19 protein-coding genes are annotated in these 24,318 nt (G+C 38.6%); 14 read left to right on the plus strand and 5 right to left on the minus strand.

Going from position 1 to position 24,318, the window contains the following annotated elements:
- Positions 1–102 precede the first annotated feature (102 nt).
- The 10 genes from BKO01S_RS04495 to ltaS all read left to right on the plus strand — a co-directional run bounded on the left by BKO01S_RS04495 (position 103) and on the right by ltaS (position 15,744).
- Complete coding sequence (locus BKO01S_RS04495; RefSeq protein WP_066049216.1) at positions 103–1,569, plus strand: CoA-acylating methylmalonate-semialdehyde dehydrogenase; 1,467 nt, start codon at positions 103–105, stop codon at positions 1,567–1,569.
- A gap of 32 nt (positions 1,570–1,601) precedes the next feature.
- Positions 1,602–2,960 carry an aspartate aminotransferase family protein gene (locus tag BKO01S_RS04500; RefSeq protein WP_066049219.1) on the plus strand — a complete coding sequence of 453 codons (1,359 nt, stop codon included), beginning with the start codon at positions 1,602–1,604 and terminating at the stop codon, positions 2,958–2,960.
- 48 nt (positions 2,961–3,008) lie between these two features.
- Entirely contained in the window at positions 3,009–4,112 is a 1,104-nt protein-coding gene (gene ald / locus BKO01S_RS04505; RefSeq protein WP_066049222.1) for an alanine dehydrogenase, read from the plus strand.
- A 19-nt stretch (positions 4,113–4,131) separates the two neighbouring features.
- Positions 4,132–5,373 carry a M20 family metallo-hydrolase gene (locus BKO01S_RS04510; protein ID WP_066049225.1) on the plus strand — a complete coding sequence of 414 codons (1,242 nt, stop codon included), beginning with the start codon at positions 4,132–4,134 and terminating at the stop codon, positions 5,371–5,373.
- Between the two features lie 246 nt (positions 5,374–5,619).
- On the plus strand, positions 5,620–8,328 hold the full coding sequence (locus BKO01S_RS04515; RefSeq protein ID WP_066049228.1) for a tetratricopeptide repeat protein: 2,709 nt from the start codon (positions 5,620–5,622) through the stop codon (positions 8,326–8,328).
- Between the two features lie 202 nt (positions 8,329–8,530).
- The gene (nirB, locus tag BKO01S_RS04520) at positions 8,531–10,966 is read left to right on the plus strand and encodes a nitrite reductase large subunit NirB (protein ID WP_066049231.1); all 2,436 of its coding nucleotides are present in this window, start codon (positions 8,531–8,533) and stop codon (positions 10,964–10,966) included.
- Between the two features lie 76 nt (positions 10,967–11,042).
- Complete coding sequence (nirD, locus tag BKO01S_RS04525) at positions 11,043–11,363, plus strand: nitrite reductase small subunit NirD (RefSeq protein ID WP_066049237.1); 321 nt, start codon at positions 11,043–11,045, stop codon at positions 11,361–11,363.
- 48 nt (positions 11,364–11,411) lie between these two features.
- Positions 11,412–12,881, plus strand: a complete 1,470-nt coding sequence (gene cobA / locus BKO01S_RS04530; RefSeq protein ID WP_066049240.1) for a uroporphyrinogen-III C-methyltransferase — start codon at positions 11,412–11,414, stop codon at positions 12,879–12,881.
- 23 nt (positions 12,882–12,904) lie between these two features.
- Complete coding sequence (locus BKO01S_RS04535) at positions 12,905–13,531, plus strand: precorrin-2 dehydrogenase/sirohydrochlorin ferrochelatase family protein (protein WP_066049245.1); 627 nt, start codon at positions 12,905–12,907, stop codon at positions 13,529–13,531.
- A 242-nt stretch (positions 13,532–13,773) separates the two neighbouring features.
- Positions 13,774–15,744, plus strand: coding sequence for a lipoteichoic acid synthase (ltaS, locus tag BKO01S_RS04540; protein WP_066049248.1), 1,971 nt, complete (start codon positions 13,774–13,776; stop codon positions 15,742–15,744).
- A 31-nt stretch (positions 15,745–15,775) separates the two neighbouring features.
- Here the strand turns inward: ltaS and BKO01S_RS25155 are convergent, their stop codons facing one another.
- Together BKO01S_RS25155 and BKO01S_RS04550 are read right to left on the minus strand one after the other, a co-directional pair.
- Positions 15,776–16,237, minus strand: coding sequence for a CBO0543 family protein (locus BKO01S_RS25155; protein ID WP_066049251.1), 462 nt, complete (start codon positions 16,235–16,237; stop codon positions 15,776–15,778).
- Positions 16,238–16,401: 164 nt separating this feature from the next.
- Positions 16,402–18,054 carry a glutamine--tRNA ligase/YqeY domain fusion protein gene (locus BKO01S_RS04550; protein ID WP_066049254.1) on the minus strand — a complete coding sequence of 551 codons (1,653 nt, stop codon included), beginning with the start codon at positions 18,052–18,054 and terminating at the stop codon, positions 16,402–16,404.
- A gap of 443 nt (positions 18,055–18,497) precedes the next feature.
- On the opposite strand from BKO01S_RS04550, the gene BKO01S_RS04555 reads away from it, so the two are divergent.
- The gene (locus BKO01S_RS04555) at positions 18,498–19,271 is read left to right on the plus strand and encodes a C40 family peptidase (protein WP_066049259.1); all 774 of its coding nucleotides are present in this window, start codon (positions 18,498–18,500) and stop codon (positions 19,269–19,271) included.
- 71 nt (positions 19,272–19,342) lie between these two features.
- Here BKO01S_RS04555 and BKO01S_RS24250 read toward each other — a convergent pair whose 3' ends face one another.
- Both BKO01S_RS24250 and BKO01S_RS04560 read right to left on the minus strand, forming a co-directional pair.
- On the minus strand, positions 19,343–19,516 hold the full coding sequence (locus BKO01S_RS24250; RefSeq protein ID WP_157077287.1) for a hypothetical protein: 174 nt from the start codon (positions 19,514–19,516) through the stop codon (positions 19,343–19,345).
- Positions 19,517–19,586: 70 nt separating this feature from the next.
- Positions 19,587–20,639: a M42 family metallopeptidase gene (locus BKO01S_RS04560; RefSeq protein ID WP_066049261.1), complete on the minus strand. Its 1,053-nt coding sequence runs from the start codon at positions 20,637–20,639 to the stop codon at positions 19,587–19,589.
- Positions 20,640–20,760: 121 nt separating this feature from the next.
- Here BKO01S_RS04560 and BKO01S_RS04565 point away from each other — a divergent pair, with 121 nt between their 5' ends.
- Complete coding sequence (locus tag BKO01S_RS04565; RefSeq protein ID WP_066049264.1) at positions 20,761–22,152, plus strand: PAS domain S-box protein; 1,392 nt, start codon at positions 20,761–20,763, stop codon at positions 22,150–22,152.
- Positions 22,153–22,171: 19 nt separating this feature from the next.
- Here BKO01S_RS04565 and BKO01S_RS04570 read toward each other — a convergent pair whose 3' ends face one another.
- On the minus strand, positions 22,172–22,783 hold the full coding sequence (locus tag BKO01S_RS04570) for a YczE/YyaS/YitT family protein (RefSeq protein WP_066049267.1): 612 nt from the start codon (positions 22,781–22,783) through the stop codon (positions 22,172–22,174).
- 165 nt (positions 22,784–22,948) lie between these two features.
- Here BKO01S_RS04570 and BKO01S_RS04575 point away from each other — a divergent pair, with 165 nt between their 5' ends.
- Together BKO01S_RS04575 and BKO01S_RS04580 are read left to right on the plus strand one after the other, a co-directional pair.
- Entirely contained in the window at positions 22,949–23,185 is a 237-nt protein-coding gene (locus BKO01S_RS04575; protein ID WP_066049269.1) for a group-specific protein, read from the plus strand.
- A gap of 149 nt (positions 23,186–23,334) precedes the next feature.
- Complete coding sequence (locus BKO01S_RS04580; RefSeq protein WP_066049272.1) at positions 23,335–24,288, plus strand: Gfo/Idh/MocA family protein; 954 nt, start codon at positions 23,335–23,337, stop codon at positions 24,286–24,288.
- The last annotated feature ends 30 nt before the right edge of the window (positions 24,289–24,318 follow it).

Below are 24,318 nucleotides of genomic sequence, written 5' to 3' on the forward strand. Positions count from 1 at the left end.
TTAACACAAGCATTTTTTCACAAAACGTCTAATGCTCCAAAGAGGCACATCCTTGATAATAAAACTAGAAGATAACTAATCATTTATGAGGGGGATGCACGAATGACAGTAATCAAAAAGCAAACAGAAAAGCTCAAAAACTATATTAATGGTGAGTGGGTTGAGGCTGCTAGTTCGAAGACATTGGAAGTGATTAATCCTGCCACCTCAGAGGTAATCGCTATCGTTCCCCTTTCCTCCAAAGAGGACGTAGACCAAGCAGTTAAAGCGGCAAACCTTTCTTTTCAAACGTGGAAAAACACTCCTGTGCCAAAAAGAGCAAGGATTTTATATAAATACCATTATTTATTAACAGAAAATCATGAAAAATTAGCTCGATTAGTCGTACAAGAAAATGGCAAAGCGTATAAGGAAGCGTATGGTGAGGTCCAACGGGGAATTGAATGTGTCGAGTTCGCTGCGGGAGCTCCTACGTTAATGATGGGGGAAACGTTATCAAATATCGCCGAAGAGATTGATTCCGAAATGTACCGTTATCCGTTAGGGGTTGTCGGTGGGATTACCCCCTTTAACTTTCCAATGATGGTTCCACTATGGATGTTCCCACTAGCGATTGCCTGCGGAAATACATTTGTATTAAAGCCATCGGAACGAACACCTCTATTAGCTAGTGAACTCGTTGAATTATTTACTCAAGCAGGAGCTCCTAGAGGAGTATTAAATATTGTTCATGGTGCTCATGATGTTGTTAATGGATTGATTGAGCATGAAGATGTAAAAGCGATTTCCTTTGTTGGCTCACAACCAGTTGCCAAATATGTATACGAACAGTCTGCTGCACAAGGGAAAAGAGTTCAGGCGTTATCTGGTGCCAAAAACCATCATGTCGTCATGCCTGATGCCAGTTTAGAAAAAGCCGTATCCCATATCATTAGTTCTGCCTACGGTAGCGCCGGCCAAAGATGTATGGCATGTAGTGCAGTCGTTGTTGTTGGGGATGGAGAAGAATTTGTAGCAGCACTAAAAGATAAGGCAGATGAACTACTGATCGGAAATGGCCTTGATGAGGAGGTTTTGCTAACACCTGTTATTCGTAATTCTCACCGCGAAAAGGTATTACAGTACATCGAAATCGGCGTAAAAGAAGGGGCCACTCTTGTTCGTGACGGTCGTGCGGAAATGGAAGATCATAAAGAAGGAAGCTTCCTTGGACCAACCATTTTTGACCACGTCACTCCCGATATGAAGATAGCAAAGGATGAAATTTTCGCCCCGGTCCTAAGCCTGTTGCGTGCAAAAGACCTTGATGAGGCTTTATTGTTTATTCGCAAATCCAGGTACGGGAATGGTGCAACCATTTACACAAAGGATGCATCTGCCATTCGTAAGTTCCGAGAAGAAGCTGATGCTGGCATGCTTGGAATTAATGTAGGTGTACCTGCAACCATGGCCTTTTTTCCATTTTCCGGATGGAAGGACTCTTTTTATGGAGACTTACATGTAAATGGAAAGGATGGAGTTAATTTCTTTACACGAAAGAAAATGATTACATCCCGTTTCGATTATTAAAAACACAAGAGGGTGAGAAAGGGGAATATGCGATGGATCAGATGAAGCAAAGAGAAGATTTTCTAACAAAGGATAAAGACTTTTTATGGCACTCCATGAAACCGTACAATCCAAACAGTACGATGATTGCTGAAAAAGCAGAAGGTTCTTGGGTGACCGATCATGATGGAAATCGCTTTTTAGATGGAATGGCTGGTCTTTGGTGTGTCAATGTTGGATATGGCCGGACAGAACTAGCTGATGCAGCTTATGACCAACTGAAAAAGATGGCCTATTTCCCGCTCACTCAAAGCCATACACCAGCCATTCAACTCGCTGAAAAGCTTAATGAACTATTGGGTGACGAATACGTAATCTTTTTTTCAAATAGTGGGTCAGAAGCCAATGAAACGGCATTTAAAATTGCTAGACAGTATCATCAGCAAAAGGGGGAGCACTCACGATATAAATTTATTTCTCGTTACCGAGCCTACCATGGAAACACAATGGGGTCTTTGGCTGCAACGGGGCAAGCACAGCGTAAATATAGATACGAACCACTAGCTCCGGGGTTTGTTCATGTGCCACCGCCAGACTCCTATCGTTCAAAAGATCAAATGAACAGTCCATCCTCAGAGCTTGAGTCTGTAAAAGATATCGAACGAGTCATGACCTGGGAACTTAGTGAAACGATTGCTGGGGTTATTATGGAACCAATTATCACCGGTGGAGGCATCCTAATTCCGCCAGATAACTATATGAAGGGGGTTAAGGAAGCGTGCGAAAAACATGGGGCCTTGTTGATTGTTGATGAGGTCATTTGCGGATTCGGTCGTACGGGGAAAGCATTCGGATTTATGAATTATGGAGTTAAGCCCGATATCGTTACGATGGCAAAAGGGATTACAAGCGCCTATCTTCCCTTATCAGCAACAGCAGTAAAAAAGGAAATCTATGAAGCTTTTAAAGGTACTGAGGAATATGACTACTTCCGCCACGTAAATACATTTGGCGGCAATCCAGCTGCCTGTGCTCTAGCAATAAAAAACCTAGAGATTATGCAGAGTGAGAACCTGTTTGAACGGTCAGCTAATTTAGGTGACCAACTAAAGCAAAGATTATCTGAAAGCTTACGAAACCATCCATTCGTAGGAGATGTTCGAGGAAAAGGATTACTTTTAGGAATCGAACTGGTGAAGGATAAAGCGTCTAAAGAACCATTAGATGTGGACTTGGTTAATCAAGTCCTAACAGGCTGTAAGAAAAAAGGACTTATCATTGGAAAAAATGGGGCAACCGTAGCAGGATTTAATAACGTCCTTACGATATCTCCACCTTTATCCATAAAAAAAGAAGACCTCGACTTTTTGTTTACAACCGTCATCACTGAGCTACAAGAACTGATCAAATAAACTTTGAGCATCGTGCGTTTTCATTAACTACTAGAAAGGAAGAATACTATGAAAATCGGAGTTCCAAAAGAGATAAAAAGCCAAGAGAACCGCGTTGCTCTTACACCTGCTGGCGTCCTACAACTAAGTACAAAAGGCCATAATGTTTTTGTGGAAAAGGGAGCCGGCTTGGCTTCAGGTTTTTTTGATGAAGAGTATATAGAAGCTGGGGCTTGCATTGTTGAGACAGCTGCTGAGGCATGGGCATGCGAAATGGTCATTAAAGTGAAAGAGCCTATCCCATGTGAATATGCTTATTTTTATGAAGGTCTTATCCTTTTCACCTATTTGCACTTAGCGGCAAACTTTACTTTAACGGAAGCTCTCATTCAAAAGAAGGTAGTAGCCATATCCTACGAAACGGTTCAACTAGCCGATCGCAGTTTGCCACTATTAACACCGATGAGCGAGGTGGCGGGTAGAATGGCTGCTCAGATTGGTGCGTCCTACTTAGAAAAAAGCAAAGGTGGAAAGGGAATCCTCCTTGGTGGAGTTCCTGGTGTGAATCGTGGAAAAGTTACGATTATTGGTGGTGGGGTAGTTGGTACGAATGCGGCAAAGATTGCTATAGGTCTAGGAGCAAAGGTATCAATCCTTGATGTTAGTGCAGCTAGATTAAGAGAATTAGACGATATCTTTGGGTCATCAATAACGACACTAATGTCGAATCCATATACCATCAGTCAGGCAGTCGCTGATTCGGATTTGGTCATTGGTGCTGTTCTTCTACCTGGAATGAAAGCACCTAAGCTAGTAACGGAAGAAATGGTTCGTTTAATGGAGGAAGGTTCTGTCATTGTAGATGTGGCGATTGACCAAGGAGGAATTTTCGAAACGGTCACACACGTAACCACACATGCGGATCCAACCTATACAAAGTATGGAGTGGTCCATTATGCAGTTGGCAATATGCCAGGAGCTGTTCCTAGAACATCAACCATTGCACTAACTAATGTCACCGTTCCTTACATTATAGAAATAGCAGATAAAGGCTACAAAATAGCTTTTGCTGAAAACAATGCTTTATTCAAAGGCTTAAATGTAATTGATGGAAAGGTCGTTTACGAAGGGGTAGCCTTGGCGCATAATCTTCCATACGTTTCCACTATTTAATATTTAAGGAGGGACTTAGATGACTTTGCAAACACTCTCCATCAATAAGGAGCGTTTAGAAAAAAGGATACATGAGTTAGCAGAGATTGGGAAAATTTCCGATACAGGTGTTTGTCGATTAGCTCTCTCGAAGGAAGACAGGAAGGCAGTTGAAACCGTGAAAAGATGGATGGAGGAGGCAGGCTTAACAGCACGCATTGACCATTTTGGAAACTTAATTGGCAGACTAGAAGGAAAAAGTCCAGATGCACCTATTCTAATGGTCGGCTCTCACATCGACTCGCAACCATATGGTGGAAGATTTGATGGAGTGATTGGTGTATTAGGTGCCCTAGAGGTTGTTCAAACCATGCTAGAAAAGAATATTGTCCCCGATACCCCCATTGAAGTAGTGGCCTTTTGTGACGAGGAAGGATGCCGATTTAACAAAGGTCTCTTCGGAGTAAGAGGTATTCTTGGTAAGCTAGAAGAAGGAGAGCTTGAACGGAAGGACAAAAATGGAGTAACAAGAAGAGAGGCTCTCATCGAGTTTGGCTGTGATCCTACTAAATTTAAGGAATCAGAGTATAACGAGGGCAGCATTGGTGCCTTTTTAGAGATGCATATTGAGCAGGGACCTATATTAGAAGCAAAGGATGTACCCGTTGGAATTGTCACAGGGATCTCTGGCCCACTTTGGCTTTCAGTGGAGCTCGAGGGCTTTGCAGGTCATGCAGGTTCCGTTCCGATGTCAATGCGACAGGATGCCTTAGTTGGTGCAGCCAAAGTAATTGTCGCATTAAATGAACTTTCAAGTCAGGATCCAAGTGCGCCAACTGTTGGAACAGTCGGAAGTCTACAGGTTTTCCCGGATTCTCGAAATATTATCCCAGAGAAAGTAACATTTACTGTTGATTTACGAGATATTGATATTAATAGAAGACATGTGATTGAAGCAAATCTGCGTAAACAAATTAAAGAAATAACGAAAACCCACGGATTACAATGCACCATCACCGAAGATACAAATAGTGAACCAAGATATTGCTCTGAGAGATTAATGAATATTATGAGGCAACAAAGTGCAAAGATCGGTCTTAGCCCCATTGAACTGATGAGCGGACCTTTCCACGATTCTCTATCCATGTCCTACGCTTGCGAATACGGGATGATTTTTGTAAGGTGCAAGGACGGAATCAGCCACAACCCCAAGGAATTTTCAACTATCGAGGATATTGTACTCGGAACCGAACTCCTTTACCACACCGTCATCAATTACTAAAGGTGACAGACACGATCCATCGAAAAATTCGTTGTTTTTGTCCGCCCTTAGCTGGACATAGAAAACACCTAGTTCCTTTCAGCTAGGTGTTTTTGTTCATTTTACGACAGAAAAGGAGTTTTCTATCCGAAATATGTAGAATCGTATTATAATAACAGAATCAATAAAGAGTTACATAGCATTATAGCATATTTTACTCTATCGGTTATTAAAATGAATGGGGAGAAAAAATATGGAGGAATTATTATGACATCAGAGAAGCTATTCGTTCAAAAAAAATATTATCAAACCCTGATTGAACAAGAAACGGATTTCCCCGTACGTACACTTGGGGAAACATATTATAGGGAACAACAAAAGGACGTACCCGACTTGACACCGATTCGTTTTGCACAAGGGGAAGTGTATTTCCTTTACAAAGACTTCGAATCAGCAATCTTTAAATGGGAAAGTATTCAAAATGATTTAGCACCCTGGGCGAAGAAAAATATCGCCGATGCGTACCTGGAGTTAGAGCAATACTCAACTGCGGAGGAAATATATAAACGTGTAAACACCGAATCCACTGTGCTACATACAGAAGTTTCGTTACAGTTATTTAGACTGTATGTAAAAGATGGACGTACCCATGAAGCGACATCCATTATCAGTGAGATCAGTAACAATCATCCCGACTATCCAGGGGTTACCGAGCTTGCCCGTCTTTTCTTTGAAGAAATAGGAGATTGGGCTAACGCGATCAATCTAGCCATGAAAGAATTTATGCGAACCAATGCTCCTGAATGGATCGATGTGATTAAAAAATATTGTGATGATAAACGAACAACGATTTTCAAACCTGAAGAGTACACGACATTTTTATCCTACTTGTTAAGCCTTGATCGAATTCGTTTCGAAAAAACCGTTTTCAAGCTATGGGAAAATTATGAGGAACAGTCAGAGTTACTGGGTTGGGTCAACACGCTTAACTCGTTATTGGCCGACTCAGAGCTCCCTGAACCGTTATCATGGAAGCTTTTATCTCAAAAATACTTAAATACATTTCAGTTATTTATAAGCGGAAAATATTCCTTACAAGAGATTCAAGCTCTTATTCCATCGTTGTTAACAAATTGGATGCGATTTGCCGAGTCCAATCATTTTGTCTATACAGCCTGCGCAGCACTGGCATGGAATGAAGTGTTCCCAGGAACGATTGATGAGTCCACCGTAATGGAGGCACAGCATGCTTTATCGAATTCAGCGTCTGGACTAATCGATGTTCATCAGACAAAACAATTATTCTCTAGTATCGTTACATGGGCGGAAGAAGAAGATATGCCGGTTAGCAATAAGCTAAAATGGATCATGGAGAATCTTCAAAATAAGCAAAATACCATTGCATTATTTACTGGAACAAGTAAGCTGCAAACAACGATTTTAAGTGATGTCCTAGGCCATGAACAAGTAAACCAATTGTCGTCTAAGTTGGCCATGTACAGCTACTTGTCAGAAGCTGAATTGCTAGAAGTGAACTCTGTGGAATCCAAAAAAGTAGAAAGTCCTTCAGACATTGGTTCGACGGATCATTACATCCACTCAAAAGGACCGTTTGACCTGTTAAAAGTGACGAACACATCACTTATGTCTATACCACCATATCGTGGGACCGTACAAGAGAGAAGTTCTCTTTCCGTTAACTTAAATATGGCTGAAAACATCATTTTTGTTTTAAACGAGGAAAATCCCTTAAACGAAATGGAAATCAATCTACTTAAGCAAATGAAGCAGCAAGCTAACGAACAGAGGTTCATCTTTATCCTTCCGATAACAACAGCAGTAGAGGAAGAGACTGGCGTTTCCTATTATGTGGAAACCATCAAGAAAAACCTGAATCACATTTTCGAGAATGCTGACATATACCCTTACACGGCCTCTCAGTCTGTGGACTGGAGCGGTGTTTTAACCGATTTAAATAGTGAGCGTCCATACGAAGGAAGAACAAGAAAAGAGCTTTATTTTATTAAAGAAACTCTACACTATCTGCTAGCTAAACGGGTCGATAAAGAAGAAAAACTCATAGATGTAATTCAGTGGAATAAGGAAATGTTAGCAAAGGTTAGCGGAGCGTCCATGCAGCTTGGGGATTTAGAACAGGAAGTTGGAGATAGACTGAAGATGGATTATCTTACAATCTTGCAAGAGATTTCTTCTGAAGTAGAGGCTGAAATACCAAATGTTCTAAAGACGACTGCTGAAACAATTACGAATCAGAGTAACCTTGCTACGATCCACCTTCAATTAAATGAGGAAATGAATCGACGTTTGGAGGAGTATTTACAAAATACAACCCTTCCTAAGCTGTATTCTTCTATTCAAAAATGGATTGGTCATACGAAAGAGGAGCTACAGCAAATTCGTGCTTACTTAGATGAGATGGCTACGAGCTTTAATGGCTTATATGGTATTGAAAAATTCCAATTTCCAGTAGACGATCAGTTACTGCATGATTGGAGAAGAGATACCGGGAGGTTGACAAGTGGTGTTCAATTAGAGCATATCAACATTATGTTAAAGCATAATCCTACCCAATTGTTATTAAAGGGTGCAGGTAAGCTTTTCGCAGGCATAGGGCAAAATAAATCCATGCTGCAGCAAAAATATAAGCGCTACGTCGAAACGGAAGATTACTCAGAGGTAGCAACACAAGTAAGTAAACAGTTTTTTGCGCCTTATCAATTTTTTGCTATGGCGATACAAAGGGATTTAGAAACGTTTTTTCAAAAGCCAAAGGATGAGTTAACACATACGGCAGAAGACTTAGTCGAGAAAATCAGTCAATATGAAAAGTCTTTAACAAAGCTACAGCAAAATCCAACTGCTTTTGAGGATCCAATTAAGCTATTTACAATCCGATATAAGCAATATGAATACCTATTTAACGGGCTTCCTAAAGTGAAACAAGAAGTAAAATGAGCTTACAAGCTGGTGCATAACGCACCAGCTTTTTTTTGACTCAAAAAGTCACAAACTTTGAACAAAATGTGAATTCATTCACATAGTTCATAAAAGTGTGACAAACTTCACAAGTTTCCAACATAAAAGGAGTTAAAATAGAGCTATCAAAGAGATTGTGAAACAACGAGCATAAAGCTCAGGCTAGGGAGGATAAAACAAAATGGAAAAACGACATTTAGTTCTTATTGGTAACGGGATGGCAGGAGTAAGAGTAGTTGAAGAAATACTAAAGCTGACACCTGATGCTTTTCAAATAACGATTTTTGGAAATGAGCCATACCCAAACTATAACCGTATTCAACTTTCAAATGTTCTACAAGGGAAGACAACTATAGATGAAATCTTTCTTAATGAGTGGGAGTGGTACCGTGAAAACAATATTACCCTTCACACAAATGAGGCAGTTGCCAAAATCAATCCTCAATTAAAAACGATTGTATCTTCTACTGGAAGAATCGTCGCCTACGATGAGCTTATTATAGCAACCGGCTCAAGTTCATTCATCCTACCAGTCCCAGGTGCGGATAAGCAAGGGGTAACAGGCTTCCGTGATATTCAAGATTGTGAAAAAATGATGGAAGTGGCACGTACTCATAAAAAAGCAGTCGTAATAGGTGGAGGTCTTCTTGGTCTAGAAGCAGCTAGAGGATTAATCGACCTTGGAATGCAAGTACATGTCGTTCACTTAATGCCACACTTAATGGAAAGACAATTAGATGAGACAGCTTCAACAATGCTGAAAGAAGAATTAGAATCTCAAGGGATGAAATTTCTATTTGAAAAACAAACAAGTGAAATTCTAGGTGATAACCGTGTAACAGGCCTTCGTTTTACTGATGGAACAGAAATCGAAACTGACCTTGTGGTAATGGCTGTTGGAATTAAACCAAATACACAGCTAGCAAAAGAAGCTGGAATTAATGTGAACCGTGGGATTGTCGTAAACGACTTCATGGAAACAAATACACAAAATGTATTCGCGGTTGGGGAATGTGCAGAACATAGAGAAATCACTTACGGAATGGTTGCCCCTTTATATGAACAAGGGAAGGTCTTAGCTCAAAGAATCCTTGGTTTAGAGGTTGCACCGTACGAAGGATCAGTAACAGGGACTCAATTGAAAGTATCTGATGTGGATTTATATTCTGCAGGTGAAATTATCGATGATAAAACGACAAAAGCTATTAAAGTCCATAATGAATTTGAAGGCATATATAAAAAGATACTAGTAAGAGACAATCGAGTAGTTGGGATTGTTCTATACGGTGATACAAAGGATAGCACAAAATTGTTCCGCATGCTTGTTGATAAAGAAGATGTTAGTGGTAAAACAAGTGCAAGTATCCTAGACTCTGGTTGCTGTGGCGGAGGTCAAGCAGATATGAGCGTTGACTCGATGCCGGATACGGAAATTGTGTGTGGATGTAACGGTGTATCAAAAGGAACCATCGTTGAGGCGATTCAAACAAAAGGACTTACTACGGTTGACCAAGTGTCTAGCTGTACGAATGCGGGACGTTCATGCGGTCGTTGTAAAGGTTTAGTAGGCGATATTCTTGCTTATACTCTAGGCGATCAATTTGATTCAACAAAAGCAAACAAAAAGACACTTTGTGGATGTACAACATTAAGTCGCGATGAGGTAGTTGCTGAAATTAAAGAAAAAGGCATGATGAGTACGAAAGAAGTCATGAATGTGCTTGAATGGAACAACGAGGAAGGCTGTAGCAAATGCCGTCCAGCTCTAAACTACTACCTAGGTATGCTGCACCCTGATGAGTATCGTGACGAACGCGACTCACGTCTAGTAAACGAAAAAATGCATGCAAATATCCAAAAGGATGGAACGTATTCTGTTGTTCCAAGAATGTATGGTGGAGTAACGAATGCCGAAGACTTAAAGAAAATTGCTGAAGTAACCGAGAAGTACAATATACCGCTAGTTAAACTCACAGGTGGACAGCGTATCGCATTACTAGGTGTAAAAAAGGAAGATCTTACAAATGTTTGGGAAGACCTTGGAATGCCGTCTGGTTATGCCTATGGTAAAACATTGCGTACCGTAAAAACATGCGTAGGATCTCAATTCTGTCGTTATGGCACACAAGATACCATGCAGCTAGGGATCGATCTTGAGAAGAAGTTTGAACGTTTAGACACTCCACATAAATTTAAGATGGGTGTATCTGGATGCCCTCGTAACTGTGCTGAAGCTGGAATTAAAGATATGGGTATTGTCGGAATCGATGGTGGATTTGAGTTGTATGTAGGAGGAAATGGCGGAACAGATCTTCGCGCTGGTGACCTTTTATGCACATTAAAAACAGAAGAAGAAGTGATGGAAATGATTAGTGCTTATATCCAATACTACCGTGAGACAGCAAATTATTTGGAGCGTACGTCCACTTGGATCGAACGTGTTGGTCTTGATCACGTAAAAGAAGTATTACAAAATGGTGAAGTCAGAAAAGAATTAACTGCAAAACTAGATCAATCCCTGACAAGATATACGGAGCCATGGAAAGAAGCATTAGAAAATCAACAAATTCGTGAAAAGTACTACGAAACAGAAGAAATCCCTGAAGTTTTAGTCTAAAATCAAAATTGAAAATAAATCATTTACGTAGACGAAAATGATGGGTAAAATTATATGAAAGGTTTTGGTGATTGATATGCCACAAACATTAACAAAGGTTGATGTCGGAAATTATCAAACTTTAGCACATCAAGCAGGAAAAGTGATCCGACTTGGAGAAGAAGAAATAGTCCTATTTAAATTATCAACTGGAGAAGTAAAAGCAGTTGAAAACAAGAGTCCACATCCTAAGGGAGGTACATTAGCTGATGGCTTAGTAAGTGGAAGCTATGTATACTGCCCACTTTATGATTGGAAAATCTCATTGATTGATGGAAAAGTGCAAGCACCAGACGAAGGACAAGTAAAAACGTATGAAGTTGAAGTAGAAGATAATCGCATTTTATTACTAATATAAAGGATGGGGGCGATTTCGCCCCCATTTGCCTTAGGGGAGGAAGTTTGTATGACAACAGGAAAAGCATTTTTAGTAGGAGCAGGACCCGGAGATATTGGTCTTATTACAGTAAAAGGCCTAGAAGCCATTCAACAAGCGGAGGTAATTCTATATGACCGGCTTGCAAACCCAAAGCTGTTAGATTTTGCACCGCAAAATTGTGAATTCATCTACTGTGGAAAGCTTCCTGATCGTCATACCCTCAGGCAGGAAAAAATAAATGATCTACTTGTAGAGAAAACAGCTGAAGGAAAAAGGGTGGTTCGATTAAAGGGTGGGGACCCAGGTGTTTTTGGTCGAGTAGGGGAAGAAGCCGAAGCGTTAGCTCAAAATGGTCTTCCGTTTGAAATGATTCCAGGGATTACTTCTGGAATTGCTGCTCCACTTTACGCAGGCATTCCTGTAACTCATCGAGAATATGGAGAATCCTTTGCCATAGTTACTGCACATGATAAATCAAAGGATGGCAAATCTGCACTCAATTGGGAAGGGCTAGCAAAAGGGATAGATACCATTGCTTTTTACATGGGAGTAGGTAATCTTTCACATATATGTACAAATTTACTATCCCATGGTAAACCAGCTTCAACACCTGTTACGCTAATTCAATGGGGAACGTTGGGACGTCAAAAGACACTCGAAGGTACTCTTGAAACGATCGTCCAGCGTGTAGAGGATGCAAAGTTTACAAATCCAGCGATTACACTTGTAGGAAACATAGCTTCTCTGAGAGAAAAAATTAGTTGGTTTGAAAAAAAACCATTATTTGGCCGTCAGGTATTACTTCCACGAACAGGTTTAAACACAAGCAATATGGCAAAAGCTTTAGAAGAACAAGGGGCAGACGTTATTGAATTCCCTAAATGGAAACAGGTGAAAATCACACCAGATCCCTTTATATTATCTAAGCTCTCTATGTATTCTTCTATTATATTTACATCACCTGAAAGTGTTGATGAATTTTTCCAAATCTTGATGGAGGAAAAAATAGATATTCGTTCCATCCAGGGTGATTTATACGGCTTGTCAAAAAAATCAGTAAATCAACTATTAAATAAAGGCCTACTAGCTAATCCTATTGAGAAGTTAAGAAAGGGAGGGACTATCCTCCTTATTGGAAATAGTAATAATATAGAAGAAACTAGTCAAACCGTCTTGAACTTTGGGAATTTTGATACCTTTACTACTTCATTAAAAGAATTGGATGAGACCTATTTACCCATTTTCAAACGTATGCTTGACGACACAAAGCTTAATACAGTTATTTTCCCTAGTTCTGCTTCTGTACCCATCTTTATAAAAGCACTCGAAAAAACGGATTTCTTAGGAATAGATTCATTTAAAGAGCTAGAAATCTACTGCTTAGGAAAGCATACAATGGAGGCACTTCAAGAACATAATATCCAAGGGGCTAAGCAATCAAATGAGGCAACCATTCCATCACTTATATCAACCTTAGCAAGTAACTCGTTATCCTAAATAGCTGATGAACGGTGAGTAAAATGGACAACTTATATCCTGTTTTTTTAAATTTAACAAATAAAAAAGTTTACGTAATTGGCGGAGGACAAATTGCTGCTCGAAAGATAGAAGGGTTATTGCAATCCGGCGCAACCATAACCATTATAAGTCCCACTGTCATTGATTCTATTGGCTGTTATGTGAATAAGGGTCTGGTTCATTGGATTCAAAAGACCTTTGAATTAGGGGATATCGAAGATGCGTTTTATATTATATCTGCTACAAATGATCCCCATGTTAGTAGTGATCTCAAGAAGGGGGTAAACCCCAACCAACTAGTGAATTTTGCTGATGACCATTCCTCTTCTAATACCATTGTGCCTTCTGTTGTTAGAAGAGGACGACTTGCCATTGCCGTTTCCACTTCAGGTGCAAGTCCGAGCTTGACCAAAAAAATAAAACACGAGCTAGAGGAAAATTATGGTCAGGAATATGAAGATTATGTTGAGTTCCTGATGCAAAAGCGCATCTATATTCAAGAACATATAGATGATTTACATAAGAGAAGAAAGTTGCTATCATTGTTAGTAGAGGACCCAATCTATCGAACGGACGAGAGAGAAAAGCGCTTCCAAAAAATTTACAAAAAGATTAATGGAGAAATGTGAGTAAGGGGTGCCTTACTCTTTTTTTTTGTGGTATAATCAGTCTTTGTAAACAGGATGCTAATAATTAATGGCATTTTTAAAGAAAATGTTAAATATTTTTTAATATTAGACAAAAGTCGTCACAATTTGTTAATAACTATGTTGTACACTATTGTTTGTTACCCGCTACTATTTAAGATATTGACTACTACAAAAAATAAGCTATTATAGTAAAGGTTTTAATGAAAAAGAGGTGACTAATTATGCTTAACAAAAAATTAACACATATACAATTTTATTTTGTAGCAATTATTCTTTTGTGGATTAAAACATATGGAGCATATCGATTTGAATTTAACTTGGATCTGGATAATGGAATTCAGAAGTTTTTGTTATTTATAAACCCAATTAGTTCAGCAATTCTATTTCTCGGACTTGCTTTATTGTTTAAGGGAAAAAGATCACTAAAGATGTTAGTGACCTTTAACTTCCTACTAACTTTCTTATTGTTTGCTAACATTGTCTACTACCGATTTTTCTCTGATTTCATAACGTTACCGACATTAACTCAAACAGGTAACGCATCGGATCTTGGAGGAAGTATTCTAGCTTTACTTCGCCCAACGGATTCCTTGTATTTCTTTGATACATTGATTCTACTTACATTGTTGCTAACTAAGCGAGTAACACCAATGGTTGGAAAGCTTAAAAGACGTCAACTTTCTCTAGTTTTTCTTACTGGTCTCGGTTTTTTTGCAGTAAACCTTGGCCTGGCAGAGACAGATCGTCCTCAGCTATTAACAAGAACATTTGACCGTAACTATATCGTTAAATATTTAGGTATGTATAACTTCACCATCTATGACGCGATTCAAAGTACAGGGGTATCTGCACAACGCGCAATGGCCGACACCGACGATATTACCGAAGTGCAAAACTTCACAAGAGCGTTATACGCTGAACCAAACCCAGAATTATTTGGTGTAGCCAAAGGGAAGAACGTTATTTATATTCACTTAGAGTCGGTTCAAAATTTCTTGATTGACTACAAACTAAACGGACAAGAAGTAACTCCGTTTATGAACTCATTAACGAGAGATGCAAATACGTTTTATTTTGATAATTTCTTCCATCAGACTGGACAAGGGAAAACGGCTGATGCTGAATTTATGCTAGAAAACTCATTATATGGATTACCACAAGGCTCTGCTTTCTCTACAAGAGGACGTAACACGTACCAAGCAGCTCCTGCCATTCTTGGACAGCAAGGCTACACATCGGCAGTGTTCCATGGAAACAATCGTACATTCTGGAACCGCGATGAAATTTATAAACGACTCGGCTTCGATAAGTTTTATGATTTAAGCTATTACAATGCAAAGGAAGAGGATGTACTCAACTACGGTCTTAAAGATAAGCCGTTCTTCCAGGAATCGGTTTCATTGTTAGAAACAGTTCCGCAGCCGTTTTATGCTAAATTTATCACTTTATCAAATCACTTCCCATATCCTATGGATCAAGAGGAAGCCACAATTGAAAAGCATACAACAGGTGACACATCTGTAGATAACTATTTCCAAACCGCACGTTATTTGGATGAAGCATTAAGTGAATTCTTTACGTACCTTAAGGAAAGTGGTTTATACGATAATTCAATGATCGTTATGTATGGTGACCATTATGGCATTTCAGAAAACCATAATAAAGCCATGTCAATTGTTCTAGATAAAGAGGTTGAAGAATTCGAAAGTGCTCAACTTCAAAGAGTGCCACTTTTCATTCACATTCCAGGTGTAGAAGGTGACACGATGCATCAATATGGTGGTCAAATCGATTTAATGCCAACCGTTCTTCACTTACTTGGTGTAAGTACGAAGGAATATGTACAGCTTGGTACAGATTTATTTTCACCACAGCACGATGCTGTTGTACCATTCCGTAATGGAAACTTTATTAGTGAATCTGTCACTTACATTGATGGCAGACTCTACAATACAGCAACAGGTGAGCGCATCGAGGAAACCGAAGAAATCACTCGTATGAAGGAGCAAACGGAAGAAAAGCTCCGTACATCTGATGTTATTGTAAATAAAGACTTACTACGTTTCTACACACCAGATGGTTTTACTGCGATAAATCCTGCAGACTATGACTATACAAACAAGGCTGAAGAAGAAGAAACTGAAGACAGTACCGATGCCGAAGCACCAATAAAAGAAGAGATAAGCCAATAAAAAACTGCAAGGAGCATTCTCCTTGCAGTTTTTATTTACTAAATTTCCTAACCAAGCCTATAAAAAGCCGTGTCCCAATAAAGGTAATCATCTCAGAGAGTAAGGTATGAATCCATGTCCATTGTTTTTTAAATTCAATCAGTTTTGTATTTTTCTCAAAGATTACCTCAAAAATGGTCATAGGTATACTAAATAGAAAGGCTTTTATCATAATTCCAGAGAGTTTCGAATTATATGTCCATTGATTAAAAAAGACACAACTAATCGGAAATAGTAAATAGTCAAACAGAACATTAATCTGAAAATATTCGGGCAAAAATCGTTTTGGATACGAGACTTTATTGTGTTTAATTAGGAGAGTATCCATAATACTCGAAAAAAATCCTTTTAATAAAAAGATAATAATCCAATCTTTTTTGTGTTTTCCTCTTATAGTAAAAGGTATGAGAAATAATCCTAATATGAGAAATCCTTTTAATATCCTTTTCTCCATAAAATCCCCCCATATATGTATATCATGATATATTTTGCTGTTTTCTATTACTTTTTCTATTATTTCCAAAATCGATTAAATAGCATGGCAATTAACCTAAAGAATAGTAACTAAATTCTTACAAAACAAAAGATCAATCCATATTCTGGATTGATCTTCTTTTTTTATAATTTGAAAGAGCTCTTTAAAGAAACGATTTGATTAAATACGATATGGGCAGGATTTGAGTCTTTTGGATCTACATTAAAGTATCCATGACGGAAAAATTGAAACTTGTCATGAGCTTTGATCTCAGCCATATTCGGTTCAATAAAACCTTTAATCTTTTCCAACGAACTTTCGTTCACATAATCAAGGAATGTTTTGTTTTCTGACTCTTCTTCATCTACCGTATTGTCTAAAATAAGAGGCTCATACAGTCGAAACTCTGCTGGAATCGCTTGTGATGCTTCAACCCAATGGAGGGTACCCTTAACCTTTCTGCCCGTAAAGCCAGTTCCACTCTTTGTCTCTGGGTCATACGTGCAATGAATTTCTACCACATTACCGCTCTCATCTTTAATTACGTCTTCACATTTAATAAAGTAAGCGTGCTTGAGTCTTACTTCATTCCCAGGGAAGAGGCGGAAGTATTTATTAGGAGGATTCTCCATAAAGTCATCTTGCTCAATATAAATTTCTCTAGAGAACGGAATTTGTCTTATGCCCATTTCAGGATTCTCAGGATTTATCTCAGCATCAAGCATTTCTACTTGTCCTTCAGGATAATTCTTAATTACTACCTTTAATGGTCGAAGTACCCCCATCGTTCTTGGTGCTTTAAGTTTTAAGTCTTCACGAACAAAATGCTCAAGCATAGCAGAATCAACCACACCTGACCCTTTTGAAATTCCTGTTTCTTTTACAAATTCACGGATGGCTTCAGGGGTATAGCCTTTTCTTCGTAAACCAGAAATCGTCGGCATGCGAGGATCGTCCCATCCATCCACAAAGCCTTCATCGACAAGCTGTTTTAGTTTTCTCTTACTCATAACAGTATTCGTAAGCCCTAGGCGGCCGAACTCGATTTGTTGAGGCTTGCTTGCCATTTCACATTGCTCAACAACCCAGTTATAAAGAGGGCGTTGATCCTCAAATTCAGTTGTACATAATGAGTGAGTAACACCCTCAATCGCATCCTCTAACGGATGTGCGAAAGCGTACATTGGGTAGATACACCATTTGTCACCTGTATTATGATGATGTGCATGAGATACACGATAAATGACTGGATCACGAAGGTTAATGTTAGGTGAGCCCATGTCGATTTTTGCACGAAGTACTTTCTGACCGTTCTCAAACTCTCCACCACGCATGCGAGCAAAAAGGTCAAGGTTTTCTTCAATCGAACGGTTTCTAAATGGGCTTTCTTTCCCGGGCTCTGTAAGCGTACCACGATATTCGCGAATTTCATCTGCCGTTAAATCGTCTACGTAAGCAAGACCTTTATTAATTAATAAAACGGCTCTGTCATACATTTCATCGAAATAGTCAGAGGCAAACCGCAGCTCTTCCCATTCAAACCCAAGCCACTTTACATCTTCCTTAATAGAATCAACGTATTCTTGATCCTCTTTCAATGGATTTGTATCGTCAAAGCGTAGGTTTGTACGTCCGTTAAAATCGTCTGCTAAACCAAAGTTAATCACAATCGATTTTGCATGACCAATATGTAAGTATCCGTTTGGTTCAGGAGGGAAGCGGGTAATAATCTCTTTATGTTTCCCCGAATCCAGATCCTCCTTAATAATTGTCTTAATAAAATTTGAAGTTTCCAACCAGAATCAGCCTTTCTATGTAACTGTTTTAAATATCTATTGTCTTCCATTATAATATATCAGCAACATAATTAAAAACCCTTATTATTTGCGATTTCTCAATAAAGTCAAGACTTGTTTTCAGATTATTTTATTAATCATTAGCATGAAACACATTTTTATACATGAAACCGTTTTTATTGGTAACATTGCCCAAAAACAAAAAACTTTTCCAATAAAAATTTATGTCTGTAACATTCCCGTAATATTTCGATCACAAACAGAATAGAGCATTGAAATCCAATGTGTAACATTCCTGAAATATAAAATGTACTATTTGCCAGTATATACTAACTTCCCCATACTTGTTTATAATTAACTTTCTCTCCAATGATTAGTTATACCTTTCTAGTAAAATACCAACTATCATAAAGGTATCAACAAGAGCTAACAGGAGGGAACACATGAAAAAACAACTATTAACAGCAGCGGTTACAGCAGGGTTACTTTTCACATCCTTCAATAGTACGGCGAGCGCACATGAAAAAACACATAAAGTTTCTTCTGGTGATACTCTCTATCGAATTGCATTAAACAATCAACTATCAGTCTCACAAATTATGGAGTGGAACAAACTTTCTTCTTCAAGCATATATGTTGGACAAACATTAAGTTTACTTGCACCACATTCTCACGAAACAGCTACTACTTCTTCTACTTACACAGTAAAATCTGGTGATACACTATGGGGAATTTCATCAAGAAATGGGATGACTGTTGATCAGTTAAAAGCTTTAAACAATTTAACAACAAACACATTGTATGTTGGACAAGTATTGGAATTATCTGGATCAGCACCAACTCCAACAACGACTTCAACAACAATTAATGCACTAATTGCTGAATCAAAAAAGTATATCGGTGTTCCTTATGTATGGGGTGGAAGTACACCATCTGGCTTTGACTGCAGCGGTTACTTAAATTATGTTTTTGCAAAAGTAGGAGTTTCTATTCCTCGTACTGTCGAAACCATTTGGGGAGCTACAAAGTCCGTTTCTGCACCACGAGTAGGTGACCTAGTATTCTTTACAACATATAAAGCTGGTCCATCACACGCAGGTATATATCTTGGGAATAACCAGTTTATCCATGCTAGTTCTTCTCTAGGCGTAACGATTTCAGATATGAACAATACGTACTGGAAAGCACGTTATTTAGGAGCTCGTACAACCTTTTAATGTACGAGAAACAGAAGAACCTGTTCACACGGTTAATGACGATCATAACTGGGTGAACAGGTTTTTTATATTTAGTCGTTTCCTATTGCATCGACTTCCTGCTTAAGGTTTGTTCCAAAGCGATTAGAAACTCGTAAGTCATGACCTTCATCTTCTGAGGCCACATGAATAATATCTTCAACTGCACCACGCTTGCTTGCTCGTCTGTTTTCCGATTCACTACTTGTCATATCTTCATTTTTCAAATGACTCACCTCAAAGGATAGTATGTTCCATCAAAAAACATCTATTCTCTTTAAAGGGTGAGCATACAACTTATAATTGTACCATTTTAGACTGAATGTAATGAAACAAAAGCTTTCCTGTATTTTCAATGGAAGATTCATGAGTTCGCTCAAATGCATGAGAAGAATCGATTCCAGGTCCAATTAATCCATGAACGATATCGTTTCCTGATCGAATCGCAGCAGAAGCGTCTGATCCATAATATGGGTAAATATCAAGCTTATACTCAATATTATTTTCTTCAGCTAATTGAACCAAATGTTTTCGAAGCTCATAATGATACGGACCACTCGCATCCTTGACACAAATCGAAACCGTATATTCATCGGTTGATTGCCCATCACCCATTGCACCCATATCTACAGCTAAATACTCAACGGTTTCAGGAGTGATATTGGAGTTTCCACCATAACCGATTTCCTCGTTGTTAGAAATAAGGAAATGGGTAGTATACGGAAGTTCAATGGAAGCTTCCTTAATCGTTTTTATTAATTGAAGTAAGATTGCTACACTTGCCTTGTCATCGAGGTGGCGTGACTTAATATATCCACTCTCTGTTCGTTCCACTCGAGGGTCAAAGGATACAAAATCTCCAACCTCAATCCCAAGTTTCCTAACATCGTCACTATTTTTCACCACTTCATCAATTCTAACTTCCATATTTTCTTGGTTTCTTTCCGCTTTGCCCGCATCCTTATATACATGAACAGACGTTTGACGCATCAAAATAGTTCCCGTAAACTTCTTTCCACTACTAGTTTCTATTTGGCAATACTCGCCCTCAATGGAGTTGTATTGAAAGCCGCCGATTAAATCAATCTTCAGGCGACCGTTTGACTTTACTTCCTTCACCATTGCCCCCAATGTATCAACATGGGCAGTCAGCATTCGATGATGGCTATCAAGTTGCCCTTTAATGGTAGCAAGTAAACCACCTTTGCGGTTTCTTCTTGTTTCAACTCCTATTTCCTCTAAAAACGTTTCAACAAACGTAATCACTTCATTCGTGTTTCCTGAAGGACTCGGTATAGAGACCAACTCCGTTAATAAATCTAATGTTTCATTTAAATCTATGTAGGTCATGCATAATTCCTCCTTTTCCCTTAAATAGTAGCATTGGTCCTAGAAAAAATACAGCATCGAGTTTTATAAAAGGATATTTTTGGATATAGATGGAAAACGAGTAATGAAAAGGAGAGAATAGATGTTTAGGGATATTTTTCACCAATCCGGTTTACCCCAGGTCATTATTGAGCCTGATTTAACATATCTAGAAATGAATCATGCCTTTTGCGAATTTCTTGGTTACACAAAAGAAGAGTATGAAACTTTGACAATTGAAAGTGTTTCCCATCCAGATGATTTTCTATTGGATTATAGACAATTTCAGAGATTAGTGAAAGGGAGCATAACGGAATATGAAATGGTAAAGCGTTACATACATAAAAATGGCTCTATTAAAACGGGGCGATTAAAAGTATCTAGAATACGTGACCGTGCTACCCAACGTGTATTATATTTAGGTCAGGTTTACGATTTAACTGAATTCACTAAGATTTATGAGGGATTAAGACAAAGTGAACAAAAATATCGGCTTCTTGCCGAAAACAGTTCTGATATCATTTGTCTGCACGACTCTTTTGGCCACTTTCTCTATATTAGTCCATCCATCAAAGCAGAGCTTGGTTACGACCCTGAAGAGCTAATTGGATGCTATTCACCTCACCTGATCCATCCTGAAGACCAAGATGTAGTTACTTTTAAGGAGCAAACGATTACTTTTCGAGCTAAAAGAAAAAACGGTTCTTATATTTGGATGGAAACAACCATCAAAAGAGTGATCAATGATGAAACATGTGCATGTAGTCAATTTATTACAGTTTCTCGAAATATACAAAAGCGGAAGGAAACCGATGAACTCCTGACTAAATCAGAAAAGTTAGCTATTGTTGGGCAAATGGCTGCTGCAGTTGCTCATGAAATTCGTAACCCTTTAACACCCATTAAAGGGTTTATACAGTTACTAAACTCAGGCATGGAGGTTTCTTCTCAATACTCATCGATCGTATTAAATGAAATTAATCGAATAGAATCAATCCTATCTGAATTTCTGACTCTTGCAAAGCCAACGGAAAGAAAGATGGAAGCAATTTGCGTAGATGAGCTACTAGAACAAGTGATTCAAATCTTTTCACCACAGGCTTTCTTAGCAAACAAGGAAATCATTTTCCAAAAAAGTGGCCGTTCGAATAGAAAGATTAAAGGTGATAGCAACTCCCTAAAGCAAGTATTCTACAACGTTTTTCAAAACGCATTGGACGCGATAGAGGAAAAAGGAAGGATCATGGTGACCCTTGAAGAAGGGGGAGAGGTCCTTTGTGTCCGTGTCATTGACAACGGATGTGGAATACCTGAAGAACGTATCAAACTGATTGGAGAACCCTTTTACTCTACAAAGGAAAAAGGTACAGGCTTAGGTTTAATGACTAGCTACAATATAATAGAAAATCATGATGGTACCATTAGCTTCGAAAGTAAGGAAGGAAAGGGAACAACGGTTACGATTTCGTTTCCATATGTTGAAAAAGAGGCGTAACCTAAAAAATGAGAGCTCATCAACTGTGAGCTCTCATTTTTTTATGATATAGCTTTTCAAAATAGGGGTGCAAATGCTGGACTACATATCCTAATGTTAACGTTACAACAATCGTCCCGACTCCAATTTCGCCTCTGAAGAGAAGCGCAAGGATAAATGCCGATCCTTCTGCGATTACTCGGGCCACTCCAAACGAAAGACCAAAGCGATCGTGGATGGCAACCATTAAAACATCCATAGGACTTGAAGGAAGCTTGGCTTGAAGATAAATAGATATTCCTAGTCCTAAAATAATTATTCCGCATATAAGGGATATGACTTGTAACGGAAGTGATTCAGGGTGATAGTGGTTAAATAAGACAAAAAACCAGAAATCGATTAATAAGCCAATGGTTAAAATCGTCAGACCTGCTAAGTATTCTGGCCTCTTTTTTTGCAGAATGGAATTGATAATAATAAGGATAATACCATTAATTAATACACAGGTCCCCATGCTAAGACCAAAAACACGTGCCTCTCCAATCGCCAATGCATCCCAAGCACCTGCGCCTAAACCTGCTTGAATAATTAAGCACACACCAAACGTGAGAATAATGATCCCACATAGGAAAAATACAATTCTGTTTTTCATAAGATGCTCCTTTTTTTACTAGTACATATATTGTTTCCAGTCCTGTTTTGAACATACAACCTGCCAATTGTACTATTAAAGAACTTGTTTGTCATGTATAGAATTTCCCTACACATGTATTATAGAGTATAGTAGAACAAAACCCTGTAAATGGAGGAACTTGCTATGGAGAATAACTGTAACATAAATCATCCCCTTGATGATGTCCGTAACAAATACGAATTCCAAAAAGAATATTTACCAACAGAAATGAATGCGTCTTTTGAATCATTTTTTAATCATGAACATACTCAGGATATTTTAAATGATGTGTTTCACCTTTTAAAAAAATACGACCTTGCCACAGAAGAGGAAAGAGAACATAGAAATAAGCGTTTATACATGGTTTTACATAATTTATAAAAAAGAAAAGCGGACACGGTGTTCGCTTTTCTTTTTGTAACGAGACAAACCTGTGGAATCGTCCATTTAAATAGAAATAAATTGAAAATTCTAAAAATCAAAAAGAGAAGATATAATAAATACAATGTTAAAGAATTAGGGGTGTAGTTATGAAAAAGGAAGTTAAGGTAGCAATGATAGGAATTGGTGCCATTGGAGAACGTGTCTTGCGTAAATTCCAGTACCATTCAGGTGTGGAGCTCGTTGCTGTTTGTGATCAAAATGCTGAAAAGTTACAAGCGCTTAAAGAAGACCTTGAAGATGTGGCTCTCCATACCGATTATGTTGAGATGTTACAAAGTAACAAGATTGATTTAGTATATATCGCAGTCCCTCCCAAATACCATCATGAAATTGCCTTATACGTGTTAAAGCAAAAGAAGCATGTTTTATGTGAAAAGCCACTAGCAAATTCACTACATGAAGCCCTTGAAATGCTTCATGCAGCTAAGGAAGCTCAAGTAACACATGCGATGAATTTTCCTATGGTGTATACAAATGTGTACCAATTATTTAAAGATAAAGTGGTTACAGGGGAAATTGGGGAGATAAAGAGAGTGGAGGTTCATTTACATTTCACCGAATGGCCTCGTCCTTGGCAAAAAAATAATTGGATTTCTAGCCGAGAACAAGGCGGTTTTATAAGGGAAGTTGCACCACATTATATTCACATGATTCACGATATGCTTGGAGAACTACAAGACGTAACCTCGTTTGTGAATTACCCAGAAGATCACTCTTTGTGTGAAACCTCGTTTGTATCACATATGAAGCTTCCTAGTGGCGTGACCGTATTATTTAACGGTGTTAGTGGAATTGGACAAAAGGAGCATCTTTCTTTTAAAGTGTTTGGAGAGAAAGGGACGCTTGACTTAACAAACTGGAGCCAACTTTCCATGAGTTCCCCGGATAAACCGACAACCGTTCTACCTATTGAAAGAACGGAGCAGCATGATATTGTGATGGAAATCCTTAATGCGATTGAAGGGAAAGAAGCAAAAATTGTAACGTTTGACCAAGGTTATCAAGTACAACAAGTGTTAGAGAAAATTTTAAGTGATTAGCACAAAGACACCTTACATGGTGTCTTTTTT

This window comes from Robertmurraya korlensis NBRC 107688, from assembly GCF_001591645.1.
Lineage (GTDB): Bacteria > Bacillota > Bacilli > Bacillales > Cytobacillaceae > Robertmurraya_A.